We start from the raw sequence: 17,328 nt of genomic DNA, 5'->3' as shown, positions 1-17,328 counted from the left end.
GGGGCGGGCCCGCGTCGACGAATCAGGTGGGAAGGGATGGGGGAAGGGCCGGACGACGGCCTATGCGGTCGTGCCGGTCCCTGCCGGGGGAGCGGACGCGATCAGATCGATCCGTCCGGTGATCAGAGCCAGATGGATCCGGGTCGGCCACGAGTCGGCAGCCGCCGTCCCGTGCGGGTCCGGCGCCCACCCACCGGGTGCCGTGACCGCGACCGCGGCACCGGCCTCGGTCCTGATCCGGCCGGCGTGCCCGAGCAGCCTGTGCCACCCGGGGGGCTGCCCGGCGCCCGTGGTCAGGAGTACGCCCTCCACCCCGCGGGCCACCAGTGCCCGCACGGCCGCCATCAGGTCGTCGCCGGCCGGCGACCACTCGTCGGCCGGTGGGCACTCCATCTCGGCGAAGAGCGGGGGAAGGCCTACCGCTTCGAGGTCCGCCGCCTGCGGGTCAGGCGGTACGAGCCGGCCGAGGGCGACCGGAGGCCGATGCCCGGGCTGCCCCTGCGGCCCCGCCTCCGGGCGCGCCTCTCGGACGAGGACCAGGGCTGCTCCCCGCGCCTCGGCGGCGCGGACGGCGGCCGTCGGGTCGCCACAGGCCTCGGGCACCACCTCGACCAGGCGGTTGCGGAGCCGGACGGAACCCATCAGAAGGGGCGCCGCGACCGCGCTCAGCTGCGGGACGGCCCCGGCCGCTGCCACGAGCTCCGCCCCGACAGCGCCTCCTGACGTCCGGTAGGCGGTCTCGGCCTCGTCGACGCGGTCGGGGAAGCGGCGGCGCATCCCCTCGTAGGACAGTGCGGAGGTCCGGGTCATGAAGTGCAGGCCGAACTGGGCGGGCGCCATGTGCAGACGCCGCCCGAACGTCTCCCACCAGCGCATGCTCGGCTCCGCCAGCTCCTGGGTGCGGGCGACCGGGCCGCGGCGTTCCCGCTCGTACTCGGCAAAGGCCGATCCCGGATCGGTGTTCCGCCGGAGGGCCGCCGCAAGGGCGATCGCATCCTCCATCGCCATCTTGGTGCCGGAGCCGACCGTGAAGTGCGCGGTATGGGCGGCGTCGCCCAGCAGGACCGCATTCCCGTCGGACCAGCGCTCGTTGTGCACGGTCCGGAAGGTGGCCCACCGGCTCCGGTTGCCGATGAGCTCGTGTCCGCCGAGGTGTTCGGCGAAGAGCTCACCGAGATGGCCCAGGGCCTCCTCGTCGCTGCCGCCCGAGTTCCGCGAGAAGTCCCCGGTGCGGTCCATCCCGGATGCCTTCCACGTGCCGGGATCGCACTCGATGACCACCGTCGCCATACCGTCCGCATAGGGGTACGCGTGGGCGGCGAAGTGCCCGTTCTCCGTTTCGACGAACGAGAAGGTCGCCGCGTCGAACGGGGCGTGCGTCCCCAGCCACATGTACGGGGACGCACCGTGCCGGACGGTCGTGCCGAAACGCCCCGGACGCGCGTCCCGGTGGGAGGAGTTCGCCCCGTCCGCGTAGACCACGACGTCGGCCTCGTCGATGCTGCCGGGCGCCGCCGGGTGCCCGAAGTGGAGTGTGGCACCGGCCTCGGCGGCCTGCTCCTGCAGGATCAGCAGCAGCTCCCGGCGGGAAATGCTGGAGAAGTCGAAGCCCCCATACCGCAGCGTGGCCCGCGGATGCCGCAATTCCATGTCCGACACGGCCACGCTCGCAGCGACGATGCGCGCATGGGTCTCCTGGTCGTTCTTCCACAGCTCGGACATGGTGCGGGCCGAGAAGACCACGCCGAAGCCGAATGCCTCGTCGGGCGCGTTCTGCTCGTACACGTCGACCGATGCAGCAGGTCTCGCTCTACGGATCAATCGCGCCAGGAACAGCCCTGCGGGCCCGCCCCCGACGACGGCGACTTTTCCCCAACCCCCGGTCAACGCGCCCCCTCGTTCACTTGCTCGATTTAATCCGAGCCAGATCATGCGCGTTGCTTGTGGAGCCTCCGTTGAGCATATGTTGAGCGGCCTTCGACCAGGGTTTCGCAGGAGCGCGATTCCCGCCCGGTCAAGGGGTTTCGAGGCAGGTCGCGCGTGCACGGCGACGAGTCGTCACGGACAGGACCGCTCCGACGCACGCGCACGGCAGGCCCACCGTCGCTCACGTCTCCGCCGCCGAGGCCATCGCCACCCGACGGCGGGGTCTTCGGTCCGGCGGGAGCTGAGGGGTCCCGCCGCAGTGGGCGAGCCCCACCCGCCTCCCAGGGACGTCGCAGCGGCTTTTCACTGCGCAGGCAGGGAAGGACCCGACAGCTCCGAAAGATGCGAAGGAGCAGGTCGGGCCGCTGTCCTCAGCACTCGATGATGTTGACCGCGAGCCCGCCGCGCGCGGTCTCCTTGTACTTCACGCTCATGTCCGCGCCGGTCTCCTTCATGGTCTTGATGACCTTGTCGAGGGAGACCTTGTGCGTGCCGTCGCCGCGCAGCGCCATCTTCGCCGCGGTGACGGCCTTGACCGCCGCCATGCCGTTGCGCTCGATGCACGGGATCTGGACGAGGCCGCCGACCGGGTCGCAGGTCAGGCCGAGGTTGTGTTCCATGCCGATCTCGGCGGCGTTCTCGACCTGCTCGGCGGAGCCGCCGAGGACCTCGGCGAGGGCGCCCGCGGCCATCGAGCAGGCGGAGCCGACCTCGCCCTGGCAGCCGACCTCGGCACCCGAGATCGAGGCGTTCTCCTTGAACAGCATGCCGATGGCACCCGCCGCGAGGAGGAAGCGGACGACGCTGTCCTCCTTCTCGGCCTCGGTGGCGCCGCCGGCCGCGAAGTTCATGTAGTAGTGCAGCACGGCCGGGATGATGCCCGCGGCGCCGTTGGTCGGCGCGGTGACGACGCGGCCGCCCGCGGCGTTCTCCTCGTTGACCGCCATCGCGTAGAGGGTGATCCACTCCATCGCGTGGGCCTGCGGGTCGCCCTCGGCGCGCAGCTGGCGTGCGGTGTTCGCGGCGCGGCGGCGGACCTTGAGGCCGCCGGGCAGGATCCCCTCACGGGACATGCCGCGCGACACGCACGCCTGCATGACGCGCCAGATGTCGAGCAGACCGGAGCGGATCTCGTCCTCGGTGCGCCAGGCGCGCTCGTTCTCCAGCATCAGCGAGGAGATCGACAGTCCGGTGTCCCTCGCGAGCCGCAGCAGTTCGTCGCCGGTGCGGAAGGGGTGCTTGAGGACGGTGTCGTCGAGAACGATCCGGTCCTCGCCCACCGCGTCCTCGTCCACGACGAAGCCGCCGCCGACGGAGTAGTACGTCTTCTCCAGCAGGGGGGCGCCCTCGTGGTCGTACGCGAAGATCGTCATGCCGTTGGCGTGGTACGGCAGTGCCTTGCGGCGGTGCAGGACCAGCTGCTCGTCGGCGTCGAAGTCGATCTCGTGCATGCCGAGGAGGTTGAGCCGTCCGGAGGCGCGGATCTCGGCCACCCGGTCGTCGGCGGACTCGACGTCGACGGTACGGGGGGACTCGCCCTCCAGGCCGAGCAGGACGGCCTTGGGCGTGCCGTGGCCGTGTCCGGTGGCGCCGAGCGAGCCGAACAGCTCGGCGCGTATCGAAGCGGTGTGCGCGAGCAGGCCCTCGTTCTTCAGCCGGCGCGCGAACATATGGGCCGCGCGCATCGGGCCGACCGTATGGGAGCTGGACGGGCCGATGCCGATCGAGAACAGGTCGAAGACCGAGATGGCCACGAGTGACTCCTAAGGGGTTGGTAGACGTCGTTGTCTGCCGGGTGGTGCGGTACGGACCGGTCGGTCCGAAGAGCAGCGGGACAAGGGATGGGGCACCGCGCTCACTGTCCAGTGTGCGCGGTGCCCCGCCTCAAACGTACAGAACCGATTCCCGGACTACTTCAGGCCGGGGTACAGCGGGAACTTCTCGGCCAGCGCGGTGACGCGCGCCTTGAGGTCGTCCGCGTCGTACGAGGGCTTCAGGGCCGACGCGATGATCTCGGCGACCTCGGTGAAGTCCTCGGCCTGGAAGCCGCGGGTGGCCAGGGCCGGCGTACCGATCCGCAGACCGGAGGTGACCATCGGCGGCCGCGGGTCGTTCGGGATGGCGTTGCGGTTGACCGTGATGCCGAGCTCGTGGAGCCGGTCCTCGGCCTGCTGGCCGTCCAGCTCGGAGTTGCGCAGGTCGACGAGGACCAGGTGGACGTCGGTACCGCCGGAGAGGACGGAGACGCCGACCTCGGTGACGTCCGGCTGCACCAGACGGTCGGCGAGGATGCGGGCGCCGTCCAGGGTGCGCTGCTGGCGCTCCTTGAACTCCTCGGTCGCCGCAACCTTGAACGAGACCGCCTTGGCCGCGATCACGTGCTCCAGCGGACCACCCTGCTGGCCGGGGAAGACGGCAGAGTTGATCTTCTTGGCGAGCTCCTGCGTCGACAGGATGACGCCACCGCGCGGACCGCCGAGGGTCTTGTGCGTGGTGGTCGTGACGACATGGGCGTGCGGCACCGGGTTGGGGTGCAGACCCGCGGCCACCAGGCCCGCGAAGTGCGCCATGTCGACCATCAGGTACGCGCCGACCTCGTCCGCGATGCGGCGGAAGGCGGCGAAGTCCAGCTGGCGGGGGTACGCGGACCAGCCGGCGACGATCAGCTTCGGCTTGGACTCCTTGGCCAGACGCTCGACCTCGGCCATGTCCACGACACCGGTGTCGTCCACGTGGTACGGGACCACGTTGTAGAGCTTGCCGGAGAAGTTGATCTTCATGCCGTGGGTCAGGTGACCGCCGTGGGCCAGGTTCAGACCCATGATCGTGTCGCCCGGCTTCAGCAGCGCGAACATCGCGGCGGCGTTGGCCTGCGCACCGGAGTGCGGCTGGACGTTCGCGGCCTCGGCGCCGAACAGCGCCTTGATCCGGTCGATGGCGATCTGCTCGACCACGTCGACGTGCTCGCAGCCGCCGTAGTAGCGGCGGCCCGGGTAGCCCTCGGCGTACTTGTTGGTGAGGACGGAGCCCTGGGCCTCCATGACCGCGACCGGAGCGAAGTTCTCCGAGGCGATCATTTCGAGAGTGGACTGCTGACGGTGGAGCTCGGCGTCGACGGCGGCGGCGACGTCCGGGTCCAGCTCGTGGAGGGAGGAGTTGAGAAGCGACATCAGGTGGTCCCTTGGGGTCTTTAGTTGCCGGAGAACTCGGAGTACTCGTCTGCGGAGAGCAGGTCCTTCGGCTCTTCCGTGATGCGTACCTTGAACAGCCAGCCGCCCTCGAAGGGAGCGGAGTTCACCAGCGCCGGGTCGTCCACGACGTCCTGGTTCGCGGCGGTGACCTCGCCGGTCACCGGCGAGTACAGGTCGCTGACGGACTTGGTCGACTCCAGCTCACCGCAGGTCTCGCCCTCGGTCACCGTGTCACCGACCTCGGGGAGCTGGGCGTAGACGACGTCACCGAGCGCGTTGGCCGCGAACTCGGTGATACCGATCGTGGCCACACCGTCCTCGACGGCCGACAGCCACTCGTGCTCCTTGCTGTAACGCAGCTGCTGGGGGTTGCTCATGACCTGGATTCTCCTGTACGCGGGGGAGTGCTGATGAACGATGGTCTTACGGGGTGAGACGCGACTGCGTCACTTCTGCCGCTTGTAGAACGGCAGGGTCACGACCTCGTACGGCTCGTGGCTGCCGCGGATGTCCACTCCGACGCCCGTGGTCCCGGGCGCGGCGTGCGCGGCGTCGACGTACGCGATGGCGATCGGCTTGCCGAGGGTGGGGGACGGGGCGCCGGAGGTGACCTGGCCGATGACCTGCCCCTCGGCGACGACGGGGAAACCGGCGCGCGGCACCCGGCGGCCCTCGGCGATCAGGCCGACCAGCTTGCGCGGCGGGGCGGTCTCGGCGCGCTCGGCGGCGGCCTCCAGCGCCTTGCGGCCGACGAAGTCGCCCTCCTTCTCGAACTTCACGACCCGGCCCAGGCCGGCGTCGAACGGCGTCAGCTCGGTGGTCAGCTCGTGCCCGTACAACGGCATGCCGGCCTCCAGGCGCAGCGTGTCACGGCAGGACAGACCGCACGGGATGAGGCCGTGCGGGGCGCCCGCCGCGGTGAGGGCCTGCCAGAGCTGCTCGGCGTGCTCGGGGGCGACGAACAGCTCGAAGCCGTCCTCGCCGGTGTAGCCGGTACGGGCGATCAGCGCGGGCACACCGGCGACGGTGCCGGGCAGGCCCGCGTAGTACTTCAGACCGTCCAGGTCGGCGTCGGTGACCGAGGCCAGGATGGCGGGGGACTCGGGGCCCTGGACGGCGATCAGCGCGTACGCGTCGCGGTCGTCGCGCACCTCGGCGTCGAACCCGTCGGCGCGGGCGGCCAGCGCGTCCAGCACGATCTGGGCGTTCCCGGCGTTGGCGACGACCATGTACTCGGTGTCACCGAGGCGGTAGACGATCAGGTCGTCCAGGATCCCGCCGTCCTCGGCGCAGATCATCGTGTAGCGGGCGCGGCCGACGGCGACGGTGCCGATGTTGCCGACCAGCGCGAAGTTCAGGAATGCCGCCGCCTGCGGGCCGGTGACGGTGATCTCGCCCATGTGAGACAGGTCGAAGAGGCCGGCCTTCGTACGCACCGCGTTGTGCTCGTCGCGCTCACTCGCGTACCGCAGCGGCATGTCCCAGCCCGCGAAGTCGGTCATGGTCGCGCCCAGCGAGCGGTGCAGGGCGTCGAGGGCGGTGAGACGGGGGGCGTTGCTCATAGGTGTGGCTCCCAGGGCATGACGGCGAGGACGATCCCTCCCCATCTGTCATCGGAACCTGAGAGGTTCGCCGAGAGACCCTGACGGGTTCGGCTTGCACCTTGGGTGGAGCCGCCGTGGCGACTCGCTTTTCAGATCTGCCTCATCCACGCGGTACGGGGCCTGAGAGATTCAAGGGAGGATCTTGCTCCTTCGGCGCCCGGCACAGTCAATGGCCGGAACTCTCCCGCGCGGATTCAAGCGGCCTTTATGCAGTTGGCCGGGTCATCATCGCACGCATTGCGGAAGAGTGGGGCGTCGGTACCCCGTGAGGGAAACGAACAGTGGGACGGTTGTCTCGCATTGCCTTTTCTTTACACTTCGTGGGCAGGCGTGGGCGACCGACAGGGGGAGGGCAATGACGTTGCAGCGGTACGCGACGACCGCGGGGGTCGCGCACGGCGCGATGCCCGCACAGCCGGGCACACCTGTGCGGGGAAGGCTCGGCACGCACGCACCCGTCGTGCGCGATCTGCGCGAGCGGGCCGGGCGCAGCCCGCGGGGCCTGCACTTCGCCGCGGGCGATGTGGTGGTGGTCTCCGGGCTGCCCGGCAGCGGCAAATCGACGCTCATCCGGCGAGCGGTGACCGTACGGGCCATCGACTCCCAGGACACCCGGGACCGCTGGGCGCAGCGAGTGCCCCGCTTACTCCCGTACGCCCTCTACCGCCCGCTGGTCCGGGTCGCCCACTACTGGGGGCTCTGGCGGGCGCTGCGCTCCGGTGACTCGGTCGTGGTCCACGACTGCGGCACCCAGGCGTGGGTACGGGGCTGGCTGGCCCGGGACGCGCGACGCCGCGGCCGTGTCCTTCACCTCGTGCTGCTGGACGTCACCCCGCAGGTGGCGAGGGACGGCCAGCGCGAGCGCGGACGCGGAGTCTCCGGATACGCCTTCGCCCGGCACCGCCGGGCCGTCGGCAGACTGCTGCGGGACACCGAGGCCGGCATCCTGCCGCCCGGCTGCTGCTCGGCGGTGCTGCTGGACCGGGAGGCGGCCGGGATGCTGACCCGGATCACGTTCGCCGACCACAGCCCCTGAGGGCTCTGCCGCCCGTCAGCGCGGAGGGGCGCGCCGGAGTTACTGTTCTGCGGCAAGCCATGGGGCGAGAAGGGGAAGCAGTGGACATTCCGGCACCGGTCCAGACCCATCCGCAGGGCGGATGGCCGGCCAATGAGCTCGAAGAGGTGCTCGGGGCCTCGCTCGGCAGCCCGGAGGCGGGCGGCCGGCTCGTCGAAGTGCTCGGCCGCAGCCACCTCTGGGTGCCGCTCCCCAACGGCGGCGGTCCCGACGCCCCGTCGCTCGATCTGCCCACGGTGGAGATCGAGGGCACGGCGTACGTCCCCGTCTTCAGCTCCGAACAGCAGTTCCTGAGCTGCGTGGGCACCCATATGTCCTTCACCGTGGCGCCTGCCCGCGAATTCGCCCGCGGACTGCCCCCGCAGCTCGGCATCGCGGTGAACCCGGGTGGCGCCGTCGGCATGCCGCTGCCGCCGCCCGCCGTCGCCGAGCTCTGCCGTGCCGGACGCACCTCTCTGGACGGGCCGGCCAGCGGCGGCCGTGTCCGGCTGTACGAGCCGGACTGGCAGGAGGAGCCCGTCGACTTCCTCGCCGCCGCGGCCGGTGAATTCGAGGAGAGCGGTGTCGTGCGCACCGCCCGCCGCACGCTGGCCAGCATCGAGGGCGGCGACCCCGTGCTCTTCATAGGTGTGGAGTTCTCGACCTGGGACGGCGCCGGACGCAACGCCCCGATGGACGCCCTGGGCCGCGCGCTCGGCCGTGTCGAGGTGCCGTGGCCGGTCAACCTGGTCCTGCTGGACGTGGCGCAGGACCCGGTCGCCGACTGGATGCGGGCCAGGATCCGGCCGTTCTACCAGCGCCAGGGCCACTGAGCGGCGGGTACCCCCTTGCCGGAGCCCGGCGGCCAGTGCGCGACGCGTCGGCCTGTGACGTCAAGTCGGTGTCAGGGACGCCGCTTAAGCTGGTTTGATGGCTAGTGCCTCGGCCACCGTGCCGCACCCGTGTGCCCCGGGAGCGGCAGGCCGACACAGTGGATCGAAGAGGGGCGGGACCCAGGGTGAGTGCGTCAGGCACCGCGGCGGCCGGGCAGGTCGAGCACATGCTGCGCCAAGTGACGCCCGGGCGCTACGACGCGTACGAGGCGTTGCTGCGGGCCCTCGCCCAGGACCGGATCTGGATGCTGCTCTGGCACGGACAGGCCGGATCGCCGGACGCCCAGTACGGGAACATGGAGATCGACGGGCTGGGCTACGCCCCCTGTGTGACCTCGGCCCAGGAACTCGCGGCCAGTGGCTGGAACCGGGCCCATGAGGTGGTCACCGGCGTCGACATCGCCCGCGCCCTCTTCCCCGACCGCTGGGGCATCTGGCTCAACCCGCACGCCCCCGGCGGCGGCGTCGGCATTCCCTGGCTGGATCTGAGACGGATCGCCACCGGCCTCGACCGGATGCCCGCAGGGCCGCTCCGGCTCACCGAGCCGGCCGTCGAGATCCCGCAGTTCTACGCACTGCTCTCGCAGAACGCCCATCGCACCCCTGCGATCCGCTCGTTGCGCCGCGCCTGGGTGCAGCCCGCGCTCGGCGTCCCCTATCTCGCCATCGGTCTGGATCTCTACGACACGAGTCAGTCCTCCGTCGACGCGGTGCGCGCGATGATGCAGCAGTCGATCGGCGCGGTCCCGGACGGGCTTCCCGTCTCGACCGTCGCCATGTCCGACGAGTACGACCCGGTCGCGATGTGGCTGCGTGCCAACGCTCGCCCGTTCTACGACCGCGAGGCGCACGCCCAGGCCGGTCCGCCGCCCGCAGCCGGTTCCGCCTACGGGTACCCCTTCGGGTAGAAGAGCCGGAGACGCCCGGGATTGTCCCGTGCCGCGCCCCGACGGCCAGGCGCGCCCGGTGAGTTGACCCGGGCTGTGCGCCGATCCTGCCGAAATCGGTTGAGCTACCTGCAAATGCCGTCACCGAAGCCCAAGTCCGGGCATTTCCTGCCTACCGGAGCATCCGGCGCTTCCCGTGGATCCCGGGGCAACTGTCCGGAAAACAGCGGCGGTTGGAAAGCCTGAAACCGCTCCTGGAGCAACGCTGTCCGGATTACGGAACCCTTCTGACCTCATCACGTTTGAGCAAACATTCCCCGTCAGGTCTGGCGGGTGATCGCAGGCGCGTTGAAGACTCCCCGGACAGAGGGATATCGGATCCGGTGCGGAGCGCTCCGGAACCGGACACCGTCCCTCGGCACCACCTGAACCACCCGGCAACACGGCAGCAACGGACCGCACCGTCGACCCGGGCGGCCGCCAAGCATCGTCGGCAACCGTCGGCACGGGCAAGCACGAGGGACGATGACCGCACCCATAGAGACCACTGAATCGCAGGCCGGTTCTCAGCCCGAGTCTGTGCTGAAGGGCGTCAAGGCCTCACAGATCGAGGGTCGTTCGCTAGGACGGATCGCCTGGAATCGCTTCAAACGCGACAAGGTGGCTGTCGCCGGCGGCATCATCGTCATCCTGCTGGTGCTGCTGGCCGTGCTCTCCAAGCCGATCCAGGCGATGTTCGGTCTCGACCCCAACGAGTTCCACCAGGACCTGATCGACCCGGCCCTGCTGTCGCCCAAGGGCGCCTGGGGCGGCATGAGCTGGGATCATCCCCTCGGTGTCGATCCGCAGTACGGACGCGACATCCTGTCCCGCATCATCGAGGGCTCCTGGGTGTCCCTCCTCGTCGCGGGCGGCGCGACCCTGGTCTCCGTGATCATCGGCGTGATCATGGGCGTCACCGCAGGGTTCTACGGAGGCTGGGCCGACAGCCTCATCAGCCGCACGATGGACGTCTTCCTCGCCTTCCCGCTGCTCCTCTTCGCGATCTCCATCTCGGCCTCGCTCCAGGACGGAGCGTTCGGACTGTCGGGGCTGCCGCTCAGGATCGCGGTGCTGATCTTCGTCATCGGCTTCTTCAGCTGGCCGTACATGGGCCGGATCGTCCGCGCCCAGACGCTCAGCCTGCGCGAGCGGGAGTTCGTGGAGGCGGCCCGAAGCCTGGGCGCCCGCGGCCCGTTCATCCTGCTGCGGGAGCTGCTGCCCAACCTGGTCGCGCCGATCCTGGTCTACTCCACGCTGCTGATCCCGACGAACATCCTCTTCGAGGCGGGGCTCAGCTACCTGGGTGTCGGAATCGCTCCGCCGCAGGCCTCCTGGGGAGGCATGCTCTCCACGGCCGCCGAGATCTATACGGCCGATCCGCAGTACATGATCGTGCCGGGTCTGGCGATCTTCATCACCGTTCTGGCGTTCAATCTGCTGGGTGACGGGCTTCGTGATGCCCTCGACCCGCGCAGCAAGTAATCCGCGGCACCTGCCAATCATCTGCCGCAACCATCGATCGAGGGGGCATTCCTCAGGTGAAGACCAAAAGAGCGACAGCTGCGATCGCCACAGCTGTGGCGATCGCGCTGGGGGCAACCGCCTGTGGCGGTTCGGACAGCGACAGCAAGAGCAAGGGTGGTAGCAGTGGCGCCACCGACGCCGCGCTGACCTCCGTAGTCAACAAGTCGGACAAGAAGGGTGGAACGCTCTCCCTCGCACTGTCGGACGAGCCGGACTCCCTCGACCCCGGCAACACGTACTACGGCTGGGTGCAGAACTTCGCGCGCCTCTACGGCCGTACGCTGACCAGCTTCAAGCCGGCCGCCGGCGGCGCCGGTCTGGAGGTCGTCCCGGACCTCGCGGAGTCGCTGGGCAAGCCCAGCGCCGACGCGAAGACGTGGACGTACACCCTGAAGAAGGGCCTGAAGTACGAGGACGGTTCGCCGATCACCTCGAAGGACATCAAGTACGCCATCGAGCGAAGCAACTTCTCGCCCGAGGCGCTGTCCAACGGCCCGACGTACTTCAAGGCGCACCTCATCGGCGGCGACAAGTACAAGGGTCCCTACAAGGACAAGAACCCGAACGGGATCGCGTCCATCGAGACCCCGGACGACACCACCATCGTCTTCAAGCTGAAGGACGCGTTCGCGGACTTCGACTACCTCGCGACCTTCTCGCAGACGTCCCCCGTGCCGGCCGCGAAGGACAAGGGCGCCGAGTACGTCCAGCACATCGTGTCCTCGGGCCCGTACAAGTTCGCTTCGTACGAGGAGGGCAAGAGCGCCAGCCTCGTCCGTAACGAGAACTGGGACCCGAAGACGGACCCGATCCGTCCGGCCCTGCCGGACAAGATCAACATCCGCTTCAAGGTCAAGCAGGAGACGGTCGACAACGACCTTCTCGCGGACAACCTCACGGTGGACGCGGCCGGCACCGGTGTGGCCCCGGCCACGCAGCCCAAGGTCCTGACCGACCAGAAGCTCAAGAAGCAGACGGACAACGCGTACGCGGGCGCCACCTCGTACATCGGTCTGAACGTGCACGTGAAGCCGTTCGACAACATCCACTGCCGCAAGGCCGTGCAGTGGGGTATCGACAAGGCGTCGGTCCAGGCCGCCCAGGGTGGCGACCCGAAGGGTGACGTCGCGACGACGCTGCTGCCGCCGACCGTCAGCGGTTACAGCAAGTTCGACCTGTACGAGACCGAGGGTCACAAGGGCGACATCGAGAAGGCCAAGGCCGAGCTGAAGGAGTGCGGCCAGCCCAACGGGTTCGAGACCAACATCTCCGCCCGCTCCGACCGTCCGGCCGAGATGTCGATGGTCACCGCGGTCCAGGCGTCCCTGAAGAAGATCGGCGTCACCGCCAACATCAAGACGTTCCCGGGCGGCAAGTACTTCCAGAACTTCGCCGGTAACCCGAGCTACGTCCACGAGCACAAGCTCGGCATGATCATGACCGCGTGGGGCGCCGACTGGCCGACCGGCTTCGGCTTCCTGGACCAGATCATCAACGGCTCGGCCATCAAGCCGACCGGTGGCAACAACGTCCAGGAACTCGACGACCCGGCGATCAACAAGGCGCTCAACGAGGCCATCGCCAACACCGATGACGCCGCCCGTGCGAAGGCCTGGGGCGACATCGACAAGCTGGTCGCCGAGAACGCGTCCGCCGTGCCGCTCGTCTACCGCAAGAACCTGCTGCTGCGTCCGGTCTCCGCGACCAACGTCACGGTCACGCAGGCATACCTCGGCATGTACGACTACCTGCTGATGGGCTCCTCCAAGTAACTGCCGGGCCTGTCCGCCGGGCTGATTCATTCGGGGGGCGACCCCCGTACCCCCGAAAGTTCGAAAGGCAGGTGAAGGTTTCGGTGTCCGCCGGACCGGGTGCTCCTCGGAGCGCCCGGCCGGCGGACACCGCCGCCGGACAGCTGTGGCTGCGTACATCATTCGACGCGTCTTCGGCGCGGTGCTGTTGCTGCTGATCGTCAGCGCAGTCACCTTCGCGATTTTCTTCCTCGTCCCCCGGCTGGCCGGGCAGACGATGGACCAGCTCGCCGCGCAGTATGTGGGCAAGGATGCCAATCCCCAGTCCATTGCCGCGGTCAAGCACAACCTGGGTCTCGACCAGCCGCTCTACACGCAGTACTGGCACTTCATCAAGCAGATCTTCGTCGGTGCCACCTACAAATTCGGCCCCGACGCCTCGCAGTGCCACGCCCCGTGCTTCGGCTACTCCTTCAAGCGTCACGTCGAGGTCTGGCCGCAGCTCACCCAGCGCATCCCGGTGACGCTCTCGCTGGCCGTCGGTGCCGCCGTGATCTGGCTGATCAGCGGCATCGCCATCGGTGTCGTCTCCGCCCTCAAGCGGGGTTCGCTGCTGGACCGTTTCTTCATGGGCGTCGCCCTGGCCGGCGTCTCCCTCCCCATCTTCTTCACCGGCATGCTGGCGCTCGGCGTCTTCACCGTGCAGTGGCCGATCTGGGAAGGCGTCAACTACGTCGCATTCACGGACAATCCGGCCGACTGGGCATGGAATCTGCTGATCCCGTGGTGTTCGCTCGCCTTCCTCTACTCCGCGCTCTACGCCCGGCTCACCCGGGCCGGAATGCTGGAGACCATGGGCGAGGACTACATCCGTACGGCCCGCGCCAAGGGCCTCAAGGAGAGCCGGGTCATCGGCAAGCACGGGCTGCGGGCCGCGCTGACGCCCATCGTCACCATCTTCGGCATGGACTTCGGTCTGCTGCTCGGCGGCGCCGTGATCACCGAGACCGTGTTCTCCTTCCCCGGACTCGGCCAGTACGCCGTCAAGAGCGTGCAGGACAACGACCTTCCGATCGTCATGGGCGTGACGCTCGTCGCCGCCTTCTTCATCGTCATCTGCAATCTGCTGGTGGATCTGGTGTACGCCGCCATCGACCCCAGGGTGAGGCTCTCGTGAGTGAGGTTTCCAAGACCGAGGCGCCGGGCGAGCCGGTGGTCGGCCGGCGTTCCGGCGACGACGAGGCCTTCCTCTCCGTACGGGATCTGCGCATCCACTTCCAGACGGACGACGGCCTGGTCAAGTCGGTCGACGGCGTCAGCTTCGATGTGAAGCCGGGGCAGACCCTCGGCATCGTCGGCGAGTCCGGCTCCGGCAAGTCCGTCACCTCGCTCGGCGTGATGGGCCTGCACCGTACGGCCCCCAACGCCCGGATCTCCGGCGAGGTCTGGCTGGACGGCGAGGAACTGATCGGGGCCACCGCCGACCGGGTGCGCGAACTGCGCGGCCGCAAGATGGCGATGATCTTCCAGGACCCGCTCTCCGCGATGCACCCGTACTACACGGTCGGCGCGCAGATCGTGGAGGCCTACCGGGTCCACAACAAGGTCAGCAAGAAGATCGCCCGTACGCGTGCGATCGAGATGCTCGACCGGGTCGGCATCCCCGAACCGCACAAGCGGGTCGACGCCTATCCGCACGAGTTCTCCGGCGGTATGCGCCAGCGCGCCATGATCGCGATGGCACTGGTCAACAACCCCGAGCTGCTGATCGCCGACGAGCCGACCACCGCCCTGGACGTCACCGTCCAGGCGCAGATCCTGGACCTGATCCGGGACCTGCAGAAGGAGTTCGGCTCCGCCGTCATCATGATCACCCACGACCTGGGTGTCGTCGCCGAGATGGCCGACGAGCTGCTGGTGATGTACGGCGGCCGGTGCATCGAGCGCGGCCCCGCGGAGAAGGTCTTCTACGAGGCCCAACACCCGTACACCTGGGGGCTGCTCACCTCGATGCCGCGCATCGACCGCGAGCAGACCGAACGGCTGATCCCCGTCAAGGGCCAGCCGCCGTCGCTGATCAACATCCCGAGCGGCTGCGCCTTCAACCCGCGCTGCCCGTACGCGGACGTACCCAAGGGTGACATCACCCGCACCACGCGTCCCGAGCTGAAGCTGGTCGGCGACGGGCACTACTCGGCCTGCCACATGGCACCCGAGGAGCGCACCCGGATCTGGACCGAAGAGATTGCGCCGAAGCTGTGAGCGAGGCGAATGAGGTGAGCGACGTGAGCGAGAAGAAGGATCCCATCGTGCTCGACAAGGACGTGACGATCCCGGAGCAGGCCACCGCCCCGCGCGAGCCGCTGCTCAAGGTCGAGGGCCTGGTCAAGCACTTCCCGATCCGCAAGGGTCTGTTCGGCCGGCAGAGCGCCGCGGTCAAGGCCGTCGACGGCATCGACTTCGAGGTGTACCCGGGGGAGACCCTGGGTGTCGTCGGCGAGTCCGGCTGCGGCAAGTCGACCATGGGCCGGCTGATCACCCGGCTGCTGGAACCGACCGGCGGCAAGGTCGAGTTCGAGGGCCGGGACATCACCCATCTGTCCATGGGGCAGATGCGGCCGATGCGCCGTGACGTCCAGATGATCTTCCAGGACCCGTACTCCTCGCTGAATCCGCGCCACACGATCGGCACGATCGTCAGCGCGCCGTTCAGGCTCCAGGGCGTCCAGCCCGAGGGCGGTCTGAAGAACCACGTCCAGGAGCTGCTGAAGCTGGTCGGGCTCAGCCCCGAGCACTACAACCGCTACCCGCACGAGTTCTCCGGCGGTCAGCGCCAGCGCATCGGCATCGCCCGCGCGCTCGCGCTGCGGCCGAAGCTGGTCGTCGCCGACGAGCCGGTCTCGGCGCTGGACGTGTCGATCCAGGCGCAGGTCGTGAACCTGCTCGACGATCTCCAGGACGAGCTCGGGCTCACGTACGTGATCATCGCGCACGACCTCTCGGTCATCCGCCATGTCTCGGACCGCATCGCCGTGATGTACCTCGGCAAGATCGTCGAGCTCGCGGACCGCAAGTCGCTGTACGAGGCGCCCATGCACCCGTACACCAAGGCCCTGATGTCCGCGGTGCCGGTGCCGGACCCGCGGCGCCGCGGGGTGAAGAGCGAGCGGATCCTGCTCAAGGGCGATGTGCCGTCGCCGATCTCGCCGCCGAGCGGCTGCCGCTTCCACACGAGGTGCTGGAAGGCGACGCAGATCTGCAAGACGCAGGAACCCCCGCTGATCGCGCTGAAGACCGGTCACCAGGTGGCCTGCCACCACCCGGAGAACGCGCCGGACCAGGTGCCGGGCGAGAAGGTGCTGGCCGCGGCGCGGGAGGCGATCGAGGTGGTTTCGGTGACGAAGGCGGTGGCGGCCGAGGTCGCGGAGCCTTCGGAGGACGTTGCGCCGGCCGAGGTCGCGGAGCCTGCTCAGGTCACCGAGTCCTCGGAGGCCACCGAGGTGGCTGAGTCGGCTGAGGTTGCGGAGGCCACTGAAGCCCCCGAGTCGGCTGAGGTCGCGGAGGCCACCGAGGCCGCTGAGACCTCGGTGTCCGACGACACGACCGACGGCGACGACACCGCCGCGCCGTCCTCGGACGACGCCGCGACGGCGTCCGGGACCTCGGAGGACAGCCCCAAGCAGTAGTACCGGCACAATTGCCCGGTGCTCAACGAACTGTTCACGCCCTCCGTCCAGCATGCGCTCGACATCGTCGGAATTTTTGTCTTCGCGATCTCCGGCGCACTGCTCGCCGTACGCAAGAACTTCGATGTCTTCGGCATCGCGGTGCTCGCCGAGGTGACAGCGCTGGGCGGGGGGCTGTTCCGTGATCTGATCATCGGGGCGGTGCCACCCGCCGCCTTCACCGATCTCGGCTACTTCCTCACCCCGCTGCTCGCCGCCGGCCTGGTCTTCTTCCTGCATCCGCACGTCGAGCGGATCCAGGTGGCGGTCAACGTCTTCGACGCGGCGGGCCTCGGACTGTTCTGTGTCACCGGCACCGTCAAGGCGTACGACTACGGCCTGGGCCTCACCGCTTCGGCGGCCCTGGGTCTGGCCACCGCGGTCGGCGGTGGTGTGCTGCGTGACGTACTCGCCAATGAGACGCCTTCGCTGCTGCGCTGGGACCGCGATCTGTACGCCGTGCCCGCGATGGTGGGCGCAGCCATGATCGTGCTGTGCATCCGCTTCGGCACGATCAACGCCTTCACCAGCGGCACCGCCGTGATCACCGCCTTTGTTCTGCGGCTGCTGGCGATGCGGTTCCACTGGCGGGCGCCCCGCGCGTACAAGCGTTCCTCGGCCGCGGCCGAGGAGGGCTCCGCCGCCACCTGACCGGCCATGGTTCGAGTCGCAATGCGCCGACACATCACCGAATCAAAAAAGCTACCGCTCAGTAATACAATCGGTGTACG

The 17,328-nt window shown here is 68.9% G+C and carries 14 protein-coding genes and 1 riboswitch; of the genes, 9 read left to right on the top strand and 5 right to left on the bottom strand.

Annotation, left to right across the window (positions count from 1 at the left end; translation table 11 throughout):
- Positions 1 to 60: 60 nt before the first annotated feature.
- The 5 genes from OHA03_RS06425 to gcvT all read right to left on the bottom strand — a co-directional run bounded on the left by OHA03_RS06425 (position 61) and on the right by gcvT (position 6,679).
- Positions 61 to 1,785, bottom strand: a complete 1,725-nt coding sequence (locus tag OHA03_RS06425) for an FAD-dependent monooxygenase (RefSeq protein ID WP_267001612.1) — start codon at positions 1,783 to 1,785, stop codon at positions 61 to 63.
- Between the two features lie 512 nt (positions 1,786 to 2,297).
- The gene (locus tag OHA03_RS06420) at positions 2,298 to 3,680 is read right to left on the bottom strand and encodes an L-serine ammonia-lyase (RefSeq protein WP_267001610.1); all 1,383 of its coding nucleotides are present in this window, start codon (positions 3,678 to 3,680) and stop codon (positions 2,298 to 2,300) included.
- A 156-nt stretch (positions 3,681 to 3,836) separates the two neighbouring features.
- Positions 3,837 to 5,096 carry a serine hydroxymethyltransferase gene (gene glyA / locus OHA03_RS06415; RefSeq protein ID WP_030971368.1) on the bottom strand — a complete coding sequence of 420 codons (1,260 nt, stop codon included), beginning with the start codon at positions 5,094 to 5,096 and terminating at the stop codon, positions 3,837 to 3,839.
- 20 nt (positions 5,097 to 5,116) lie between these two features.
- The gene (gene gcvH / locus OHA03_RS06410) at positions 5,117 to 5,494 is read right to left on the bottom strand and encodes a glycine cleavage system protein GcvH (protein WP_030931004.1); all 378 of its coding nucleotides are present in this window, start codon (positions 5,492 to 5,494) and stop codon (positions 5,117 to 5,119) included.
- Between the two features lie 69 nt (positions 5,495 to 5,563).
- Positions 5,564 to 6,679, bottom strand: a complete 1,116-nt coding sequence (gene gcvT / locus OHA03_RS06405) for a glycine cleavage system aminomethyltransferase GcvT (RefSeq protein ID WP_267001605.1) — start codon at positions 6,677 to 6,679, stop codon at positions 5,564 to 5,566.
- Positions 6,680 to 6,820: 141 nt separating this feature from the next.
- A riboswitch (glycine riboswitch) is annotated at positions 6,821 to 6,918 on the bottom strand.
- A 158-nt stretch (positions 6,919 to 7,076) separates the two neighbouring features.
- On the opposite strand from gcvT, the gene OHA03_RS06400 reads away from it, so the two are divergent.
- The 9 genes from OHA03_RS06400 (at position 7,077) to OHA03_RS06360 (ending at position 17,248) form a co-directional block, all read left to right on the top strand.
- A complete protein-coding gene (locus OHA03_RS06400) occupies positions 7,077 to 7,757 on the top strand; it encodes an AAA family ATPase (protein ID WP_267001603.1) in 681 nt (226 codons plus the stop codon).
- An 80-nt stretch (positions 7,758 to 7,837) separates the two neighbouring features.
- Complete coding sequence (locus OHA03_RS06395) at positions 7,838 to 8,608, top strand: enhanced serine sensitivity protein SseB (protein ID WP_267001601.1); 771 nt, start codon at positions 7,838 to 7,840, stop codon at positions 8,606 to 8,608.
- 185 nt (positions 8,609 to 8,793) lie between these two features.
- Positions 8,794 to 9,576 (top strand): enhanced serine sensitivity protein SseB C-terminal domain-containing protein, encoded by a 783-nt coding sequence (locus OHA03_RS06390; protein WP_267001599.1) that lies wholly within the window; start codon positions 8,794 to 8,796, stop codon positions 9,574 to 9,576.
- A 504-nt stretch (positions 9,577 to 10,080) separates the two neighbouring features.
- Positions 10,081 to 11,079 carry an ABC transporter permease gene (locus OHA03_RS06385; protein ID WP_267001597.1) on the top strand — a complete coding sequence of 333 codons (999 nt, stop codon included), beginning with the start codon at positions 10,081 to 10,083 and terminating at the stop codon, positions 11,077 to 11,079.
- A gap of 56 nt (positions 11,080 to 11,135) precedes the next feature.
- On the top strand, positions 11,136 to 12,893 hold the full coding sequence (locus tag OHA03_RS06380; protein WP_267001595.1) for an ABC transporter substrate-binding protein: 1,758 nt from the start codon (positions 11,136 to 11,138) through the stop codon (positions 12,891 to 12,893).
- Positions 12,894 to 13,038: 145 nt separating this feature from the next.
- A complete protein-coding gene (locus OHA03_RS06375) occupies positions 13,039 to 14,049 on the top strand; it encodes an ABC transporter permease (RefSeq protein WP_267001593.1) in 1,011 nt (336 codons plus the stop codon).
- A gap of 35 nt (positions 14,050 to 14,084) precedes the next feature.
- A complete protein-coding gene (locus tag OHA03_RS06370; RefSeq protein ID WP_267007947.1) occupies positions 14,085 to 15,134 on the top strand; it encodes an ABC transporter ATP-binding protein in 1,050 nt (349 codons plus the stop codon).
- 44 nt (positions 15,135 to 15,178) lie between these two features.
- Positions 15,179 to 16,558 (top strand): ABC transporter ATP-binding protein, encoded by a 1,380-nt coding sequence (locus OHA03_RS06365; RefSeq protein WP_267007946.1) that lies wholly within the window; start codon positions 15,179 to 15,181, stop codon positions 16,556 to 16,558.
- An 18-nt stretch (positions 16,559 to 16,576) separates the two neighbouring features.
- A complete protein-coding gene (locus OHA03_RS06360; protein WP_267001591.1) occupies positions 16,577 to 17,248 on the top strand; it encodes a trimeric intracellular cation channel family protein in 672 nt (223 codons plus the stop codon).
- Positions 17,249 to 17,328 lie beyond the last annotated feature (80 nt).

Source organism: Streptomyces sp. NBC_00154, from assembly GCF_026342835.1.
Taxonomy (GTDB): Bacteria; Actinomycetota; Actinomycetes; order Streptomycetales; family Streptomycetaceae; genus Streptomyces.
The sequence above is the reverse complement of the archived record's forward strand: the minus strand, read 5'-3'. Positions and strand labels throughout refer to the sequence as shown.